The organism is Bradyrhizobium sp. McL0616 (assembly GCF_049993385.1).
Taxonomy (GTDB): Bacteria; Pseudomonadota; Alphaproteobacteria; order Rhizobiales; family Xanthobacteraceae; genus Bradyrhizobium.
Genome location: NZ_CP188255.1, coordinates 2,613,622 through 2,629,284, shown reverse-complemented (window position 1 = coordinate 2,629,284; position 15,663 = coordinate 2,613,622). Strand labels below are relative to the sequence as shown.

Below are 15,663 nucleotides of genomic sequence, written 5' to 3'. Positions count from 1 at the left end.
CAAGTGAGGCGGCCTCGTCGATTTCGCGGAGCTTGCGTTCCAGTCGTTCCATCCCTGCGCGTAAGCGTTCGGCCTGTTCCAAATCCCAGCCGATCCGCCGCAACTTCGGACCGCATTCCAGAAGTTTCATCGCGAGTTCTACGCGTTCGTTGTGGTGGGGCACGACGCCGATCAACTAGCCATTGGCTTAGGACGGACAGCACCCTCAATTCAATTTGCGCCGAAGCTTCTTGATGATCTCCCGTAGACTTTCCATGTATTCCTCGACGACCCGTCGTGCCTCCTCAAGGCGCGTAGGGTCGGAAGGTGTCTCCCTGTTTGGACCTCGTTCGTCGGTTGGCGTCATGGCTCGACAGTTCGACGGGTACCGATTAAGCGATTGATCTAAATCAAATCATGCCTCTTTTTCAAACCGGGCCGTGCGCGCGAAAAGCGAACAGCTCCGCCCCGTGAAGATCCGCGAACTCCGACTTTCTTCCGCTATGGGTCTTGGCTGTGTGAAAACGCCAGGACGCTAGGCGGCGATAGAACAAGTTATTCGCTCAAGACCGTCTTCGCGGTAGTCGACCTCGGCCGACGTTGCCGTCATCAACGGCCGCACATTGTAATTCCGACCACCGGGCCTGATAGGCAAAGTGCGATGCCGAGATCAACGAGGTAGAGCAGCTGACCGCTTCGCCAAAGCCTTGCGCATCTTCCCACTCCGATTTTTGCAAGAACGCAATTAAGATCGTCGCGTTCCTTTGGTGAGCCCCTTGAACGAACTGGCGCGGAGTAATCCCTCTGACGTGATGTCCCGGTACTCGACCTCGGCAAAGAACTTCGGCTCGACCCACGTGGCCTTGGGCTTCTTGATGGGCTTGGTGAGCTTGGCTTGGGGGCTGACAACGGTATCGAGCGCCTTGCGGATCTGCGCCGAGGTGGTCCGATTCCAGCCGGTGCCGACCTTGCCGATGTAGACAAGCTCTTTTCCTTCCTTTTTGCCGAGGTACAGGGCCGCAACGCCGGTAGGATCTTTGACGAAGCCGACCACGGGGAATTTCTCACGCTGCACAGCTTTGATCTTCAGCCAGCCCTCATTGCGATCGGAACGGTACGGAGCCTCAACCCGCTTGGACACGATGCCCTCGAAGTGGAGCCTCGCTGCGTGCTCAAACATCTCCTGGCCGTTGCCGATGAGGTGCTCGCTATAGAGCACGGGCGCCTCAATGCTGTGGGTGTCGAACAGCTCCTTCAACAGCTCCTTGCGTGCAAGCTGGGATGTTCTGCGCAGGTCTTTGCCGTCGAGCCATAGCAAGTCGAAGGCGTAGTACAACAAACGATCCTGGCGCCGTCCTGCGAGCTCTGCCTGTAATTCGGAGAAGTTGGTACGGCCTTCATGGGTGACGACCACCTCGCCGTCTATAATGGCTTGGTCGGGAATATCGAACGCGCCGGCAATGTTCGAGAACTTGCTGACCCAGTTGTGGCCGTTGCGGGTGAAGGCCTTACGGGTGTCGCCGTCGATGTGCAGCTGGATGCGGTAGCCGTCGTACTTGATCTCGTGAATCCAATCCACGCCAGACGGCGCCTTCGTCTTGAGCATGGCGAGCTGGGGCTTGATGAAGCCCGGCATCGCCGATTTGGCACGCCGCATACGCAACTCACAAAAATACCCGCCGCCGGATTGGGGCCAGCAACGAGTAGTTTTACCTACATCACTTCACGCGTCTCCTAACTGCGGGAGCTGGGAGGTGCTCCACTGACGTATACACCCAAACGTCCACATACAACCGCAACCACGTTCCCAGGTTGTATTTGAGAACACTTCTCGAACAGCACACGAACAGGATGTGATAAAAGAGAACGTGCCTAGGGAATGTCGGTCTGGCTTCTCGGCCCGATGCCACAGGTTGCCGAACGCCGCCTCCGGGTCGATCGCGACCTGGATGGCCTCGATGTGCGCCCTGCACCATCCCTCCCAGGTTGAAAGCCTGCGGGTAAGGTCGAGCGACTTCAGGAATTCCGGCGCATCTGCATGTCGGGCCGCTCGCTCACCATTTCCGGCCTCCCAACACTTTGCCCTTCACGGGTTTAGCTTCGGCTCTCTTCAGTTCATCCCGGTCGAGACAGAGCCGGTCGACCAGGCGATTGCCTGGCTCAAGGCGCACGGGATATTGCGCGGCGGGTTAGCGTGCAGTAAGCGCCCGCATCCGGCGAGAACCGCCCACACAGGGGGGCTGGCGCAATGATGGGTACGGTTCCCGCCAGGGGCGCTGGTAGGAGAGTATGCAACCTGAAATCATTTTTCGTCGCAATTGTCCAAAAGGGCATTGACACAAGGTGCACCTGCGGCGATCAGTCGCTCATCGCTGAATGCCATGCGCTGCGATCATGCTGCGCAAACCAGGCAACACCGCATGGGCGCGGCAGGTTTACGGTGCAGTGATGTAGTGGCCTTGTTAGCGTAGCGCCTCGCAAGGGCCAGACGCGACGGAGCTCAACTCGAAGACGAGAATTCTGACGGTTGGGTTTTCGCTCCAAGCGCGCACGCGGATGAAGTCAGTTGCCGCCGCCGCCTCCGACTCGTTGGGGAGCGAAAAGGATTGATTTCGAGTAAGAACGTAGTCGTTTACTCCGCTTCCCTTCTGAACCACCTTCCAGACGCTCCGCTGACCGTCTGCGTAGGTTACCGCGCCGGTCCGTTGTAGAACTGGCGCAGTATGGTGATTGGGTTAGCGTCAGCGCGAAGGCGACCGTCCTCGGCAAGCGTCACAACGTCCGCGATCTTGCAACGATAGGTCTTGTGTTCCTGAGCAGAAGCGGCACCGGAGCAGGCCAAGCCCGCAAGCGCGAGTAAGTAGGTCCTCATCAACTCGCGCAGCCTCTTGTCTGTCATTGCGTTTCCTTCCCCCAGTTCAGCGCCCGTATTACCGCGATTCGCGCGTGCTTCAGGAAGTCGCGGCCCTCGGCGGCATTGACGAGGGTGCTGCGGCCAACGTCATGGCCGGGCGCTGCGCTGGCTCGGTCCGGCCTGGAGCTTTACCCACGTGCCGCTCGGCGAGGTGCGCGATCCAATCACCGCGTCACGGCTCAAGCGGCTCGGCGTCCTGCGCGTCACGGTGGCTGCGGGCAGTCCCTGGCTTATTGGGTAGTGGAAAAGCGTATTTGCGACGCATTTCCTTCGGCGGCAGGGTCGGTTCGCGTCTTGCGTCAGGGACAGAACGTCCTACTGTCGTGATGACTCGCAAAGGGGCCAGCGACCCATCTCGGTTTGGACCCGAGCGAGCCGCTGGAGGACACTCCTGCCAGGAACGGGGGATCGGTCAGTTGACCAGACCGGGCCGATCCCAGTTCCGAGGTCTTGACGATTTGGATTCGTCAGCCCCAGGGCAAACACAACGAATTCATCGTCGCATTCCCTGGCTCCATACACGTCCGCCGTGGTTCCTCGCGCAAGGTGGCGGGGGAAAGAAGCCCGAACTTATCAATGGTTTTCGACTTCGGTGGAAAAGTCATTGCATCGCGCAGCCGGCTGCCGGCCTGATCAGCCATGCTCGCGTGGTGGTCCCCAGCATCGTCGCCGGTTTACACAGGCCTGCGCGACGGTTCTGGGTGCAGTGACGGCGCCACACTATTGCCACCCCGCTGGAATGACTTGGACCGCAGCAATAGCCAGGGACATCACATGTCACGTCATTGGAGCGCGGCCGACACCGCGCGAATGCGGAAGCTACGGCGGCAGCATCATTCCCTCAGCGCGATCGCGCATGAATTCGGCACCACGCGGAGCGCGGTGGGTAGCCTCCTTCGACGCCAAGGCCTTAGTGATGGGTTGCGGCACGCCAACTCCAAGTCGAAATATCCGCCAGCGGCACCAGGCCTGCGCGCGTCGCCGGTGCTCGCGCTTGAGGCGGGCGGCTGTCACTGGCCGATCGGCGAGCCAGGCACAACGGTATTTCGTTTTTGCACGGATAAGGCTCTGCCACGCCGGTCCTATTGCGCCTATCATTTCGGAATTGCACGCCAGTAGCTGCCTTTACGATCAAACCGGGTCGGTCGTTACCCGTCATCCCGGATTGGCGTTCCTGTTCATCGCGCGCAGCACCGAGTTGCGAACCGATGCCGATGCTATGGATCGCTCGGACCCTTCCAATCTGTAAAGTCGTACACGCTCCACCATCGATGGAGTGTGCGCTTGCATTCCCTGCAATCGAACCGGCCGCTTCCAACGACTGGCCGCTTTATTTGGATCGCGCTGTGCAGTGCGCCGCAGAACATGCAACTGAAATAAACGCGCTCTTCTTTTCCGTTTTCTGTCATTTTGGTTTGTCGGTGACAGTCACCGAAGCACAGCTATAGTTTCTTGGGTCAACGACCCGCCTTTTTCCCCGGCACACTTGAGCACGAGGCAGGCCGCGCACTAATCCCGATCTGCGAAACCGTGAACACGCGAGAGAGGCCTGGCTGGGGACCAGGCTTCCATTCCATGCCGCTCGGCGGCTGAGAGTTGTGAGTTCCAGAGGCCGAGAAAAAGGCCACCAACCGCGAGACGCCGGCTCACTGGCGAATCAGTACCGCAACCTGCCGGTGCAATTGTGGCGGCGGGAGAGCGGCGCTTCGATCGATGGTCAATCGCCGAACGCAACGCCTCACGTCACCTGCTCGCCGAGCAGCCGCTCGAGCTCGCGCTCGGCCTGGCGCCGCGCGGTGGTGCCGTTGCGCTTGGCCTGGCGCTCGAACCGCTGGCGCAGTTTTCGCCCAATTGCTCGGCCGTGTCGCATTGCAGCGCATAGCGGACCATAACGCGCAAGGATAGTGCCCTTGGTTCGGCGGATCTCTTTCGGGCCATTTTGCCAACTCGAAATTGCTGGGCGCCGAGCCGTCGCGGCTGCCTGGTTGTCGTGATCGGCGGCGCCTGGGTGATCGGCAGGCGATATTTCACGCCGTCGACCTTGTCCTGCATCCGCAAAAGTAGGGACGCGGCCGAAGCCGTGCTGATACCGGCACGCTGGAGCTGAAGGATTTCGTTGCGCTGCCGGCTGATCTGCGTGCGCATTCGCTCGATTTCGGAGCGGAGATATTCGAGGGATGGCATATTTCGCCCTGCGGCTGGATGAACCTCCATCGTGAACAAATCAGGAACAAAATCAAGTCGCCAGGAATAGTTGTCTTCCCCGGGAACGCCCCTATTCGCTGGTGCTTGCCTCTAATGAGCAAGCAGAGCGAATACCTTCGAGACCAGGCCCGCAGAGCCTCGCGGCTCTCCAGCTCAGTCAGCACCGACTACGATTGCCAGATTTTGAAGAACTTGGCGGACAATCTCGACGCCGACGCCGGGCGGTTGGAACGCTGTGAAGCCGACAAGAAAGCAAAAACGCCGCCCGCTTAAATGATCGCAGGCGGCGGCTTTCCAGCCCCGAGAGGGTGATGCGCAAGATCTCGGCACCGTCACTCAAGCACATCCTGTGGCTTTAGACCGGCAGGTTGTCTGTCATTCCCGGCGGTACCTCGCCAAACTCCCTGCGCTCGGCAAGAAGCTCCTTCTCCGCCTCGTACCAAAAAGTATCCATCCGTCCGGCAGGCTCACCGGCTCCTCGCCAAAGATGGTAGGTGCGGCCACGAATTTCCTCTTCGCTTAGACTAGCCATGACTTCCTCCCTTTCAGGAAAAACGCGGGGTGCAGCGCAAGTGTTCCCGTGAGGAGAGGTGCCGCAAGCGGTGCAGGAAGCCCGGTCAGCCATCAGTCCGCCGCGCTGTCCCCCCTAGAACGTTGTCTCCCGTTTCGGCTGCATTTGAGCCGCTCGCGCTGCCGCTAACGCGTCTTCCGCGGCAAGCCTGATATCTCTCGCGGTCTTGAGGGGGCGCCGGATATTGGGATCCTCGGAACCTGCGTCAAACGTGATCAGCCTCATGCAGTTTGGGCACTGCACCTGATAGCCAGGCTTGAGACGTTGGGCTCGTTCGGAAAAGGGTTTTCGACAATTCGAGCAAAGGCATTTCACTTTATCGGTCATGAAAATCCTCCTGACCAATACTCCCCCTGCACAGATTGCCGGCGCCCTAAGCAACACGATTAACGTCGTGTAAAGAGATCAGGCGCGCCGTCGCTCCGCTATGATCATGCGGTAGAAATATTCTCTCCCCTGCTTTTTGACCGGCATGGATAGCAACGCCATAATCGCCTGTTCGATGGTGGGTGAGTATCGATTCGAGAGCCATGCCGGCGCCAGCCTTTTGCTGGACATGGTGAAAGCGGCACAGACACATCATAGTGGAACGGCGACCTTCGCCAAATGCTTGCGTTCGGCAAGGCTAAGCTTGCTGAACACAACCTCTACACATGTGACGAAGAGTCTGTTCCCAAGCCGTCGACGACCACCTCTCGGGGCAGCTTCCGCCCCACTCCCGAATGCGGAATGTGAGTGTGGGTTTTCAAGCGGGCTTTGAAAATTGTAAGCATGCTTCCCGCACAATTTTCCCTCTCCCCCACCCCTCGACCAAAGAGGATCCGGGGGCCTCGCTGCGAGACGCATCTTGCTGTTCGATAAATCCACACGCGGTTTGGGACGGCATCAGCTCTCCTTCCGCGCTTCGGTGCTCTCTCGCGCCATTGAGTAAGCGGAGCCGCGCCACGCGCGGTAAGCAGGTGGAGCGGCGCACCCACCGAGACGCTTTCGATAAATTGCGCATTCCGAAGAAAGTGGATTCCGAATTGCACATCGATCCGGTACGCTATCGGAGTTTACAAATAGACGCACGATCACGTGTAATTCTCGAGAGGATAAATATTCTATGCGGCCCGCCGTTTCCTACATCCGCGTTTCAAAACCCAAGCAAGGCCGCAGCGGTCTTGGGCTCGAGGCGCAACAAGCCACAATCAGATCGTTCTGCGCGCAGCACGGCTACAACATCGAGGCCGAGTACCGCGAGGTGGAGACCGGCAAGGGCGCCGATGCGTTGGAGCGACGGCCTGAGCTTGCAGCAGCCATGAAATTTGCTCGCAAGGTTGGTCGAGGTGGCAAGGCTGGCGCAGCACCAATCGTCATCGCCAAACTGGACCGACTAAGCCGGGACGTTCATTTCATCAGCGGCCTGATGGTCCAGCGCATCCCCTTCATCGTCACTGAGCTCGGGCCTGACGTTGATAGCTTCATGTTGCACGTTCACGCCGCGGTCGCAGAGAAGGAGCGCGAGCGCATTGCTCAGCGCACGAGGGAGGCCCTTGCAGCAGCCAAAGCTCGCGGGCAGGCGCTCGGCAATCCTGCAATCGGAGAAGCGCGCAGGGCAGAAGCTGACCTACACGCGGAGCATTTCCGCCCGATTATCGCGCCGCTACGCAACCTGCCGGCCAAACGCATCTCGGTGATCCTGAACGAGCGAGGGGTTACCACACCGAGAGGCGGTAAGTGGCAAGCCACTCAAGTCATCAGACTTCTCAGTCGCCTGCGCTTTTCATGTGACGACTCAGCCGGACTCAAGTTGGATCATCCGATCTGATTTTTGCCGGCGGGATCAGCAGTATCTTCGACGGCTCTGGGCGCGATCTGGCGTCCGCGATAATCCGATAGAGCTCGGCATCGCTGAGTTCTTCGATCGGCACGTCGCGCGGGTCAATCACCTGAGCAGCCTTGCCATCCAGTCGATCAATCAGCTCGTGAATGTGCGCAAGACTGCCCTGCTCCGCCTTGTCGAGGAGTTGGTCCGCGACCCTGCGCAACGCAAGTGGTCGGCGGCAAAGCGCAATCCGGAGCGCGTCGGCAAAGGGCCGCTCCTTATTCAGGCTTCCGACCGGCCTACCCATAAACAATCAGACCTTATATCCGTATCCCTATCTAACTGATCTTAGGCCAAGATTGGCGTCGAAACTACAGGCATTGAGCCCGGTCACTGCGATCGCCCAAATAGGCGATTATCGGAACTGAACCGTCACATCGCGAAGAGCTTCGATTTCCTGGGCGTCGCGTAGAAATCAGCCTTGTGCCGTTCGAAATTGATGTGCCGAGGCCATGTGGAACTCAACGCCGTGACAGGTGGTGACAGGTTTTCCGGTTGTGGACGTCACATGCGCGCGCGTGACGTCGATAATGAGGTAACCTGTCATACCTGTCACAGTCCTCTCAGTGTTTCTTGACGACGATGCGCGCGAAGCCGCGCTGGCCTGTACCTGCTTCCCGCCGCTTTGCGTAACCGCGATCCTCGAGCATGCCCGACAACGCCTTACTGCTCCCCGGCATGATGTTGCGGTCCTCGCACCAAATTTTCCAGGAAGCAAACAAATCGGCCATGCGCGTAAAGGCACGATCGTCCGCATCTTCCGTGCAGTCTTCCAACCACTCGCCGGTTGTGTCCTGATCACGGAAGTATTCGTCGGTCGCGTCGCGTACACAGGCGGGCGCTGCAAGGCCGTCCCGCTGCCACTGCAGGCAGCCGTCGAGACACCATCGAAGGATCGCCGCGCGCTCGCCCCACAGCTTTTCGGCCAGTTCGGGGTCGCGTTCGTCGGCCGGGATACGGACGGTGAAGGGTACAATTAGCAAGCGTCGCCGCATCGCTTCATCTACGGAGCCAAGCCGCGGTTTGTGGTTGCCGGCAATGAACAGCTTGAATGTTGGCACAAAGTCGAAAAAATCTTGCCTCATGAAGCGGGCCGTCAACCGGTCTCCCCCGGTCAGTGCCTTGATCTTGGTCTCGTCCCAGCGGCGCCCTTTCTGCGTTTCCTGCGCGACAACCAGGCGTGCACCGCGTAGCTTAGCCAGGTCGGTCGGGTGACGCTCTGTATTGCTGGCGATGAACGTGCCCATGTCGGCGACAGCAACATATTCGGCGAGGATGCGGGTGATCGTGTTGATGAAGGTACTTTTGCCGTTCGCCCCGGTGCCGTACGCAAACAGGAAGGCGTGCTCGCTCGTGAGGCCGGTACAACAGTATCCGATATAGCGCCGGAGGAAAGCCTGCAGCTCCACATCACCACCGGTGATGCGATCAAGAAACGCACTCCAGCGCGGGTGCGGCGTGCCGCGAGCCGCGGCGCTGCAGGCCGTTGCCTTCGTCATGTAGTCGAGCGGTTCCGGCGGGCGGCTCAGTCCGGTGGTCAGGTCGTAAGTCGCAGCCGGGGTGTCCTCATCGGCCGCCGTGACGAGCAACATGTGGTTTTCGTCAAACTGCTCGTCCGTGGCCGCGAGGCGGCGATCGGCGCGGGCAAGCCACACTACAGCGGCTACGGTCTTGGCGGACACCACAGCGGTGGGCTTGGCGCATTCGCGCGCCGACTCCCGGCAGATCGCCCGAGCGCGGTCAAACGCGTGCAGCGTGTTGTCGAAACTCCACCGAGCGCCGTCATAAAGTAGCCAGCGTCCCCAAGCTGCAACATATCGGGAGTCGGCAGCATGCCGATCCGCATAGGTGAGCGCGAGCACGTCTTCGGAGCTGGCCGGAAGTTCGCCGGCATCCTGCAGAGTCGCCAGCTTGATGATGTTGTCAGCCACTGCCGCGCCTCCGCAGTTCCTTGCCGGCGATGCTGTTGACAATCCGCTCGATGTCTGCGGCCGGCAGCGGTGGCGTGCAGTTGGTGGTGTTCCAGGATTGCAGTAGGCCGAGCGTGACAAAGGGGTTGACATGATGGCGCAGAAGATGGCCGGCGAGCTTGGCAAGGCTGCAGTCGCGAGCGCCTTCGCTGACGCCCTCGATCAGCGTTCGCCATTCCGGGGTAGGGATTGCGCCGGCGGCAGAACCGTTCTGCCTTGCCAGGAGCCAACTGGGCGCGTCGGCGAAGCTGTTGGCGCTATCGACGCTCCAGGAATAGCGGCGGCCACTGGGATGGATGCTCGGCGGGGCGATCACATAACCGCCGTCACCCCTGATGTCGATGTGCTCGCCGATCTTGCCAGCGGAATTGCGCACCGGCTCCTGCGGCCATTTAAAATAAATGTGCCTACCTCGGGCGGTGATGGCTTCGACGGTGGCGGGCAAAGCGCCGAGCTCGGCTTCAAGTCGACGCAGCGTGGCTTCGGCGTCGAGGCCGTCGATGTCGACGACGAAGATGCCAGAAGCCGCCCCGGTCGCGATGGCAATGTTGTTGTCGGGCTGTTCCTGCCACCACGCCTTGATGATGTCCGAGTCCGCGGTGGCGTCCTTGAGACCGTTGGCCGTGGCCGGCCGCTTTTCATGCGGCCGGCACGGGAAGATGTGGAATCCTCGCGCCGCGAGAGCCAAGGCTGTACGGATCACGGCAAGCACTCCGGGTTAGAACGGTATGTCGTCGTCCATGTCGGCGTTCGCTAAGCCGGGCGACTTCCCCTGCGGCTGAGGCCGTTCCGTCTGTCTGGGCGGGCGAATACGGATGCAATCAACGGTGCTGCCCCGCAGCGTCGTCGTGGTCGGATAGAGTTCAATGCGATGACCGCGCCAGTCGTCGGTATCGTCACCGGCGATGGCGGCGACGCTATCCCAGTTGACCATATTGAGCGGCAGCGGCTTTGTGCTGCCGCGGAAATACAGAACGGTCTTCTGCTCCGCATCGGCGCCGCTGCCGAGTGTCTCGGTTGGAGAACGCACGATCTCGAGGACGAGTGGCTTGCCGGCGAGATCATTCGCCTTCAAGAACTTGGACGGAAAAATATCTTTACGTTTGGCCATGTATGGCTCCTGTTTTTTTCAGTTCAGGGATGAGGATCTGGGCTGGGTGAAATGTGTCATGTAGTTTTCCTGTTCTTGCTCTGGGGAAAAGAAGGTGCCCGGGCGAGGTCATCGCAAAAACGCACCGGTGGCTGCTGCGCGGCATTTTCGCGCGCCCGACGCCACGCATCCGCGGCCTCGCGCGAGATCAACACGCGAGTGCCGACACTGAACGTTAAGGGCATCAGGCCCTGCGGCTTCAGCTTGTAGAAGAGCTGCGGGCTGATGCGATGACGCGCGCAGAATTCGTCAATACTATAGGCGTCAACGTGATCGGCTGCATTGGCTTGGATCGGCTTGCGATCGGCGACTGCAGGGCGCGCCATGCTTTGTCCTCCATGCTTGAGAAGCGGTATGGAGAACTATGAGGCAGCGTGGACTCTTATGCGAACACGCAAAAACGCATTTGTCTATTTGCGTATTTGCGTGTCAACCGACCTATCGTTGGCCCCGGCCCCTAGCACGGGCGATGGTGTCAACTGAAGGCAATTTCCAAGAGTTCTTTTTAAAAGTCGGCTCGATAGCACGTCGGACTGCCTTCCCGGTAAGATCGGGCGGCACCCCATTCGGAAATTTCTTGCCTAGCGCCCACTTGGTACGGTCGATTTGCCGACGGGGTTTCTGTGCCTTGGTCGCAATATCTGCCCGATCATGCTCGGGTAATTCCCCGGTCACGGGCCATAGCCGCAACACATCGCTCTGCAGAAATTTCAGTCCGGTGAAGGGCTCGGGTTGGCCTTCGGCTTCATAGCTTAGGACGTCTCGCCCCCCTTCCTCGCGCAACTGAAGGTAAACCCACTCCCTCGATGGGATCTCGACCACGGTGCCCTGGGCGTCGAAACCCAATGCTACCAGATGCCCCTCCGACAACGCCTGCCAGAGCGCGGCCACCGCTTCCCGGATCCTCATGACGGCGTTTGAAGAAACCTTAGCTCCATCGCGTAACAATTCGTCCAGGAGCGACAGGCGTTCGACCGTCGGCGCGCGGCGCGCCTCCAGAGAATATACCATGCGCGTGACGGGCTCGCCGTCATTCTGCGGGACTACTTTCCGCACGCGACCGACCCAATGAAAACACGCCGAACAGAACTCGGGATCCTGCTTCCTGACCAGTTCAAAATCACGCCACGCAATCCAAGCTACCACCATCAGAATCGACCAGTGAGTTTTAAGCTTTGGATCGAAGCGAGGAAGTTCAGGCTTCCTCTCGACCGGCTCGAGACCAAAGGCAGCCGCCGTTGCCTCGGCTTTCTTTCCGGTGATCTCGCCACGCTCAGCTAGCATAGGGAGGCGTTCCCGCAGCAGGTCGAGTTCAATATCGTCGGGCTCGTCAGTCATTTCGCGTGCACTCGCGAACCAGGCACCCTGAGGTGCGCGGAAGCCAGCGGTGCAAGCCGGCTTATCGGGAGCTACCCTATCCGCGCCAACAGTGAGTTTACGTCTTGGTCGTGCTCCCTACAAATATTTCTTGGCAGCCTGTCTGTAATGTTTGGTTCCGTCGCCTTGAACGCGTCTCATCGCACAAGTGCGACCACATTGTCAGCGGCTGGCGCAGGTTCCGACAACAGTCCGATGCGCGCGATGTCGTCGATGGAATGCTCGGTGATGTACCTCGAATAATGCTTTTCGATCATCGCTACGCTGGTGTTGTGCAGCGACGCCACCAGCCGGATCGGTACGTTTCGCAGCAGCATGCGAACGATGCTGGAGTGGCGCAGGCAATACATCGTCACATCAGCAGGATCGAGCCCGATGGCGATAACGACCTTATCCACTTGGCGATGATAGTTCTGACCCGGATTGTTATCCCAAGGGCTGCCTTCGCTTTGCAACAGCAGTGGAGCATCGACTACACGACCTCTAGCCGCCTGCTTCAGCCGCACAGCCAATTGCATCGTAATCGGCACGCTGTAACGCTCGGCCTTTTTCGCACTGCGATTTCTGCCGCCGCCCTTGGCAGACTTCGGCATCATCAATTTCGGCCGCACCGGATGATCGTGCAGGTCTTCGACGCGAAGCCGGACCGCCTGACTCGGACGGGCGCCAGTGTTCGCCACCGTATCGGCCAGCAAACCGAATTGATGATCGAGTCCGTAAGCGGCGGCGACGAATTCATGCACCTTGTCGTCTGGCAAGATGACGTTTCTCGCCTCCTGCGCGTTCGGCAGATTAGCGAGACCAACTTCCCATGCATCGCGGTTCTTGATGCGCTGGTCATGCCGTGCCGCCAGTTCCAGCGCGGCGCAAACGCAACGGCAGAGCCGATTGATCGTGGCCAGCGCCATCGTGCCTAGCAGACCGTCGCGCCACCTCTTCAGCTCGGTAGCCGCCAGCAGCGCGATAGGCTTCGACAGCAGCGCAGGCGTGAGATGCAGGCGCGGATGTTCTGCGTTGTAGGGGTTGGCTCCGCGGGCTTCCAGATCGCGCCTGTAGTCCTTCAGCGCACCATCAATAGTGATCGGTGCATTGTCGGCGCCGCCGCTATCGCTGCGTGCTAGCCTCTTCGCCGCATCCTGCGCCTCATGAAAGGTCAGCACGCTCTTGGCGTCGGCTTCCTCGAAGTCGTCGGCCAGCGCGAAGCCCTTGGTCCAGTAGGCGCCATGGCCGTCGCTGACCTTAAGTACCCATGTGCCGTTGGTCTTGTTGCGCCTGTACATCAACGCGATTCCGCGCGCGAGCGACGGACCGCTGTAGGGCCTGCGGCGAATCTTCAATCGAAGCCGTGCACTGCGGCTTTCCAGTGCGGCAAAACTCACCCTGCGTGCCATGTGAAATCGTGTCCCCGTTCCCGTGAAGTGTCGCGATGGTGTCGGTAAAGGCCGATGAAGGCGTATGACACGTTATGGGTATATTGCGTGGATGATCAATGGCTTGCGGAGTCCACGGGGCTCCATAGAACTTCATGGGCCTTTTTATTTTCCCTGCGCAGTGGGTTGACGGCTTATGCCGTGCTCTCCCGGGAGCCGAGTTCGTTCTGGCCTCCCTCGCCCCGCGAAATTCGCAGACACCGCGCCGGTTGACGCCAATGCCGCCTCCGCAAGAGCTTGACCGTAGCAACGACGGCCAGGACCACACGGTTTTGCCGTACGCACGGCCCGCTTGTTCGCAGCATTATCCTCCGGCGTTGTCGACGTTGCCGAAAGAATGCTGGCGAGACGAACCTAACAGCGCCGCTCGTCGGCACGAAGCCTCGGGCTCACGGAGAGCAAACCGCCCTGCCCACGCCTCTCGCGCCCGACGCTGCCGCGTCCACCGCAAGCCCGGCTCGCGAAACGTGACGACACAAGATCGCCCCTCAAGGTGAGCCGGGTTGGTCGACACATGCGTCAATTCCGAATTTCGGTAAAGTGGAATATTTTCGCGATCGCGGATTGACAGGTAAGCGAAACAGGCCAGGTAGCACTCGTAACCCGGATGGAGCGCAGCGCAATCCGGGCTACGGGCTGGCCAACTAATGAATGAGTCGCAGCTCGTATGGGAAGAGCAAGGTCTCAGCGCCCGTCGCAACTGATTTTTGTTAGCACAGGGCGTTCAGGGCCGATTGGGCATTTTCCTGATGGCTTCCATCGGCCGCGATGATGATCGCCCGCGACGAAAGGCCGCCTATTCCGATGATGGCGCCGCGCAGGGTTATTTCAGTGAGATCATGATCTGGCTGATATTCGCTGCGAGTTCCAGCCCCGCCTTGGGGCCCTGCAACACGATCGTCACGCCCTTTTCGTTACGTAAATGGACGCCGCTGACGCCGCCGACCAAAGCGAAGCCGCCGCCGACGGAGCTGTAGGTGCCGGCGAAGTCACCGACCTCGCCGATGTCCGAGGCCCAACCGTCGAGCCGGCCGACGGTGGCGCCGACCGTGATGCCAAAACTCATGCCGGTGATTCTGAAGGGATAGCTCTTGCCGCGGTAGGTCAGCACACCGCGGCCGGCGCCGCCTCCGACCAGAAGGCCGGCCTTGACGATGCTGGCACGGACATGGCCGGCGGCTTGCGCGAAGGATGACGTCGCCGGTACGGCAAGCGCAAGTCCGAGTAAGACGCTTGAGATCAGGCGGCAGCCACGTGCGCGCAACGCCGCGCGCCGCTCAGGGTTTTGCCGCATCGACCTTCTTCCAGGTCTGGTCCGGATCGAACAATGTCGTGCGCGGCGCGACAAATTCGGTTCGCGTGCCGAGATCCTTCTCGTAGACGGTGCCCGCATGGTTGACGACGAACGTCATGACGCCGGAATTGCCGTACTCCGCGGGCCAGGCGATCAGGCCAAAACCGCCGATCATCTTGTCCTTGACGACGTAGTTGAGCGCACCGCCCGGCGCATCGGAACCCTGACCCTTCAGGATGCGGAAGTGATAACCGTGATAGGGCGCCGACTCCTCGCCCGGCTTGTAACCTTCGGCCGAAGCCTCCGCGACCAAGGCGCCGAGCGGGCTCGGGTCGCTGTCGTCGCGCCAGAACAGGCCGTCCTTCTTGCCGGGCGTAGACAGGAAGCGTTGCGCGTAGACGCCCGCGCCCGCGCCGCGATCCTTGTCGGCATATTCGGTCTGGGCGTCGACATAGGCGAGCGCAGTCTGGATCGCGTCGAGCTCGTTGCGTCCGATGCGACGGCGAAGCACCTCAATCCGTCCCTCGTCCGTGTCGAACTCCCAGCCCGTCTTGGTGTTGACCAGCGGAATCGGGAACGGGAAATCGTCTGGACCGAGCAGCAGCGTCGCCTTCTTGTTGCCCTCCGCCTTGATCGCATGCCGGGCGTCATACATCGAGACGAAGCGTGCGCGGATGTCGGCGTCGGCGACCTCGTCGCCGGATGATACGATTTCGTCGGCCGATCTGCCGAGCACCTTCAGGATGTCGCCCGGCCCGGCCTTCGCCGCGGCGGCAAGCGCCGATGCGGCATCCTCCGGCGTCGGATAGGACTGTTGCGCGAGGCCCGCCGTGCTCACGAGCGCGAGCACGATAATGCCCGGCAGGATGGCGCGATGAATCGATTTCAGTCCGATCATATTCAGAC

The 15,663-nt window shown here is 60.3% G+C and carries 16 protein-coding genes; 3 read left to right on the top strand and 13 right to left on the bottom strand.

What is annotated here, in order from left to right; all coding sequences use genetic code 11:
* Positions 1–724 precede the first annotated feature (724 nt).
* A complete protein-coding gene (gene ligD, locus ACPPVR_RS12415; RefSeq protein ID WP_426614503.1) occupies positions 725–1,636 on the bottom strand; it encodes a non-homologous end-joining DNA ligase in 912 nt (303 codons plus the stop codon).
* A gap of 1,032 nt (positions 1,637–2,668) precedes the next feature.
* A complete protein-coding gene (locus tag ACPPVR_RS12410) occupies positions 2,669–2,878 on the bottom strand; it encodes a hypothetical protein (protein WP_426614502.1) in 210 nt (69 codons plus the stop codon).
* A gap of 654 nt (positions 2,879–3,532) precedes the next feature.
* Here ACPPVR_RS12410 and ACPPVR_RS12405 point away from each other — a divergent pair.
* Positions 3,533–4,012: a GcrA family cell cycle regulator gene (locus ACPPVR_RS12405; protein WP_426614501.1), complete on the top strand. Its 480-nt coding sequence runs from the start codon at positions 3,533–3,535 to the stop codon at positions 4,010–4,012.
* A gap of 619 nt (positions 4,013–4,631) precedes the next feature.
* Here ACPPVR_RS12405 and ACPPVR_RS12400 read toward each other — a convergent pair.
* The gene (locus ACPPVR_RS12400) at positions 4,632–4,763 is read right to left on the bottom strand and encodes a hypothetical protein (protein WP_426614500.1); all 132 of its coding nucleotides are present in this window, start codon (positions 4,761–4,763) and stop codon (positions 4,632–4,634) included.
* Positions 4,764–5,191: 428 nt separating this feature from the next.
* Here ACPPVR_RS12400 and ACPPVR_RS12395 point away from each other — a divergent pair, with 428 nt between their 5' ends.
* Positions 5,192–5,371: a hypothetical protein gene (locus ACPPVR_RS12395; protein WP_426614499.1), complete on the top strand. Its 180-nt coding sequence runs from the start codon at positions 5,192–5,194 to the stop codon at positions 5,369–5,371.
* Positions 5,372–5,453: 82 nt separating this feature from the next.
* Here ACPPVR_RS12395 and ACPPVR_RS12390 read toward each other — a convergent pair whose 3' ends face one another.
* Positions 5,454–5,630 carry a DUF2934 domain-containing protein gene (locus ACPPVR_RS12390; RefSeq protein WP_426614498.1) on the bottom strand — a complete coding sequence of 59 codons (177 nt, stop codon included), beginning with the start codon at positions 5,628–5,630 and terminating at the stop codon, positions 5,454–5,456.
* Between the two features lie 1,144 nt (positions 5,631–6,774).
* Between ACPPVR_RS12390 and ACPPVR_RS12385 the strand changes: the two genes are divergently transcribed.
* On the top strand, positions 6,775–7,479 hold the full coding sequence (locus tag ACPPVR_RS12385) for a recombinase family protein (RefSeq protein WP_426614497.1): 705 nt from the start codon (positions 6,775–6,777) through the stop codon (positions 7,477–7,479).
* Here ACPPVR_RS12385 and ACPPVR_RS12380 read toward each other — a convergent pair.
* The 9 genes from ACPPVR_RS12380 to ACPPVR_RS12340 form a co-directional block, all read right to left on the bottom strand.
* Complete coding sequence (locus ACPPVR_RS12380; protein ID WP_426614496.1) at positions 7,457–7,783, bottom strand: hypothetical protein; 327 nt, start codon at positions 7,781–7,783, stop codon at positions 7,457–7,459. The two genes, ACPPVR_RS12385 and ACPPVR_RS12380, sit on opposite strands and share 23 nt — an antisense overlap.
* Positions 7,784–8,099: 316 nt before the next feature.
* Positions 8,100–9,467 carry a phage/plasmid primase, P4 family gene (locus tag ACPPVR_RS12375; RefSeq protein ID WP_426614495.1) on the bottom strand — a complete coding sequence of 456 codons (1,368 nt, stop codon included), beginning with the start codon at positions 9,465–9,467 and terminating at the stop codon, positions 8,100–8,102.
* Complete coding sequence (locus ACPPVR_RS12370; RefSeq protein WP_426614494.1) at positions 9,460–10,209, bottom strand: bifunctional DNA primase/polymerase; 750 nt, start codon at positions 10,207–10,209, stop codon at positions 9,460–9,462. The genes ACPPVR_RS12375 and ACPPVR_RS12370 overlap by 8 nt, the downstream gene beginning before the upstream one ends.
* 15 nt (positions 10,210–10,224) lie before the next feature.
* Positions 10,225–10,617 carry a hypothetical protein gene (locus ACPPVR_RS12365; protein ID WP_426614493.1) on the bottom strand — a complete coding sequence of 131 codons (393 nt, stop codon included), beginning with the start codon at positions 10,615–10,617 and terminating at the stop codon, positions 10,225–10,227.
* A gap of 56 nt (positions 10,618–10,673) precedes the next feature.
* A complete protein-coding gene (locus tag ACPPVR_RS12360; protein WP_426614492.1) occupies positions 10,674–10,982 on the bottom strand; it encodes a hypothetical protein in 309 nt (102 codons plus the stop codon).
* A 112-nt stretch (positions 10,983–11,094) separates the two neighbouring features.
* Positions 11,095–11,994 (bottom strand): hypothetical protein, encoded by a 900-nt coding sequence (locus ACPPVR_RS12355; protein WP_426614491.1) that lies wholly within the window; start codon positions 11,992–11,994, stop codon positions 11,095–11,097.
* 176 nt (positions 11,995–12,170) lie between these two features.
* A complete protein-coding gene (locus ACPPVR_RS12350) occupies positions 12,171–13,424 on the bottom strand; it encodes a site-specific integrase (protein WP_426614490.1) in 1,254 nt (417 codons plus the stop codon).
* An 862-nt stretch (positions 13,425–14,286) separates the two neighbouring features.
* The gene (locus tag ACPPVR_RS12345; protein WP_426614489.1) at positions 14,287–14,757 is read right to left on the bottom strand and encodes a hypothetical protein; all 471 of its coding nucleotides are present in this window, start codon (positions 14,755–14,757) and stop codon (positions 14,287–14,289) included.
* Complete coding sequence (locus ACPPVR_RS12340) at positions 14,741–15,655, bottom strand: DUF2950 domain-containing protein (protein ID WP_426616085.1); 915 nt, start codon at positions 15,653–15,655, stop codon at positions 14,741–14,743. The genes ACPPVR_RS12345 and ACPPVR_RS12340 overlap by 17 nt, the downstream gene beginning before the upstream one ends.
* Positions 15,656–15,663 lie beyond the last annotated feature (8 nt).

Excerpts from the sequence above, each read along its gene's own strand:
- ACPPVR_RS12355 (WP_426614491.1), bottom strand. The coding sequence starts at position 11,994 with ATGACTGACGAGCCCGACGATATTGAACTCGACCTGCTGCGGGAACGC.
- ACPPVR_RS12385 (WP_426614497.1), top strand. The coding sequence starts at position 6,775 with ATGCGGCCCGCCGTTTCCTACATCCGCGTTTCAAAACCCAAGCAAGGC.
- ACPPVR_RS12405 (WP_426614501.1), top strand. The coding sequence starts at position 3,533 with ATGCTCGCGTGGTGGTCCCCAGCATCGTCGCCGGTTTACACAGGCCTG.
- ACPPVR_RS12380 (WP_426614496.1), bottom strand. The coding sequence starts at position 7,783 with ATGGGTAGGCCGGTCGGAAGCCTGAATAAGGAGCGGCCCTTTGCCGAC.
- ligD (WP_426614503.1), bottom strand. The coding sequence starts at position 1,636 with ATGCGGCGTGCCAAATCGGCGATGCCGGGCTTCATCAAGCCCCAGCTC.
- ACPPVR_RS12410 (WP_426614502.1), bottom strand. The coding sequence starts at position 2,878 with ATGACAGACAAGAGGCTGCGCGAGTTGATGAGGACCTACTTACTCGCG.
- ACPPVR_RS12360 (WP_426614492.1), bottom strand. The coding sequence starts at position 10,982 with ATGGCGCGCCCTGCAGTCGCCGATCGCAAGCCGATCCAAGCCAATGCA.
- ACPPVR_RS12350 (WP_426614490.1), bottom strand. The coding sequence starts at position 13,424 with ATGGCACGCAGGGTGAGTTTTGCCGCACTGGAAAGCCGCAGTGCACGG.
- ACPPVR_RS12400 (WP_426614500.1), bottom strand. The coding sequence starts at position 4,763 with ATGCGACACGGCCGAGCAATTGGGCGAAAACTGCGCCAGCGGTTCGAG.
- ACPPVR_RS12345 (WP_426614489.1), bottom strand. The coding sequence starts at position 14,757 with ATGCGGCAAAACCCTGAGCGGCGCGCGGCGTTGCGCGCACGTGGCTGC.
- ACPPVR_RS12390 (WP_426614498.1), bottom strand. The coding sequence starts at position 5,630 with ATGGCTAGTCTAAGCGAAGAGGAAATTCGTGGCCGCACCTACCATCTT.
- ACPPVR_RS12365 (WP_426614493.1), bottom strand. The coding sequence starts at position 10,617 with ATGGCCAAACGTAAAGATATTTTTCCGTCCAAGTTCTTGAAGGCGAAT.
- ACPPVR_RS12395 (WP_426614499.1), top strand. The coding sequence starts at position 5,192 with ATGAGCAAGCAGAGCGAATACCTTCGAGACCAGGCCCGCAGAGCCTCG.
- ACPPVR_RS12340 (WP_426616085.1), bottom strand. The coding sequence starts at position 15,655 with ATGATCGGACTGAAATCGATTCATCGCGCCATCCTGCCGGGCATTATC.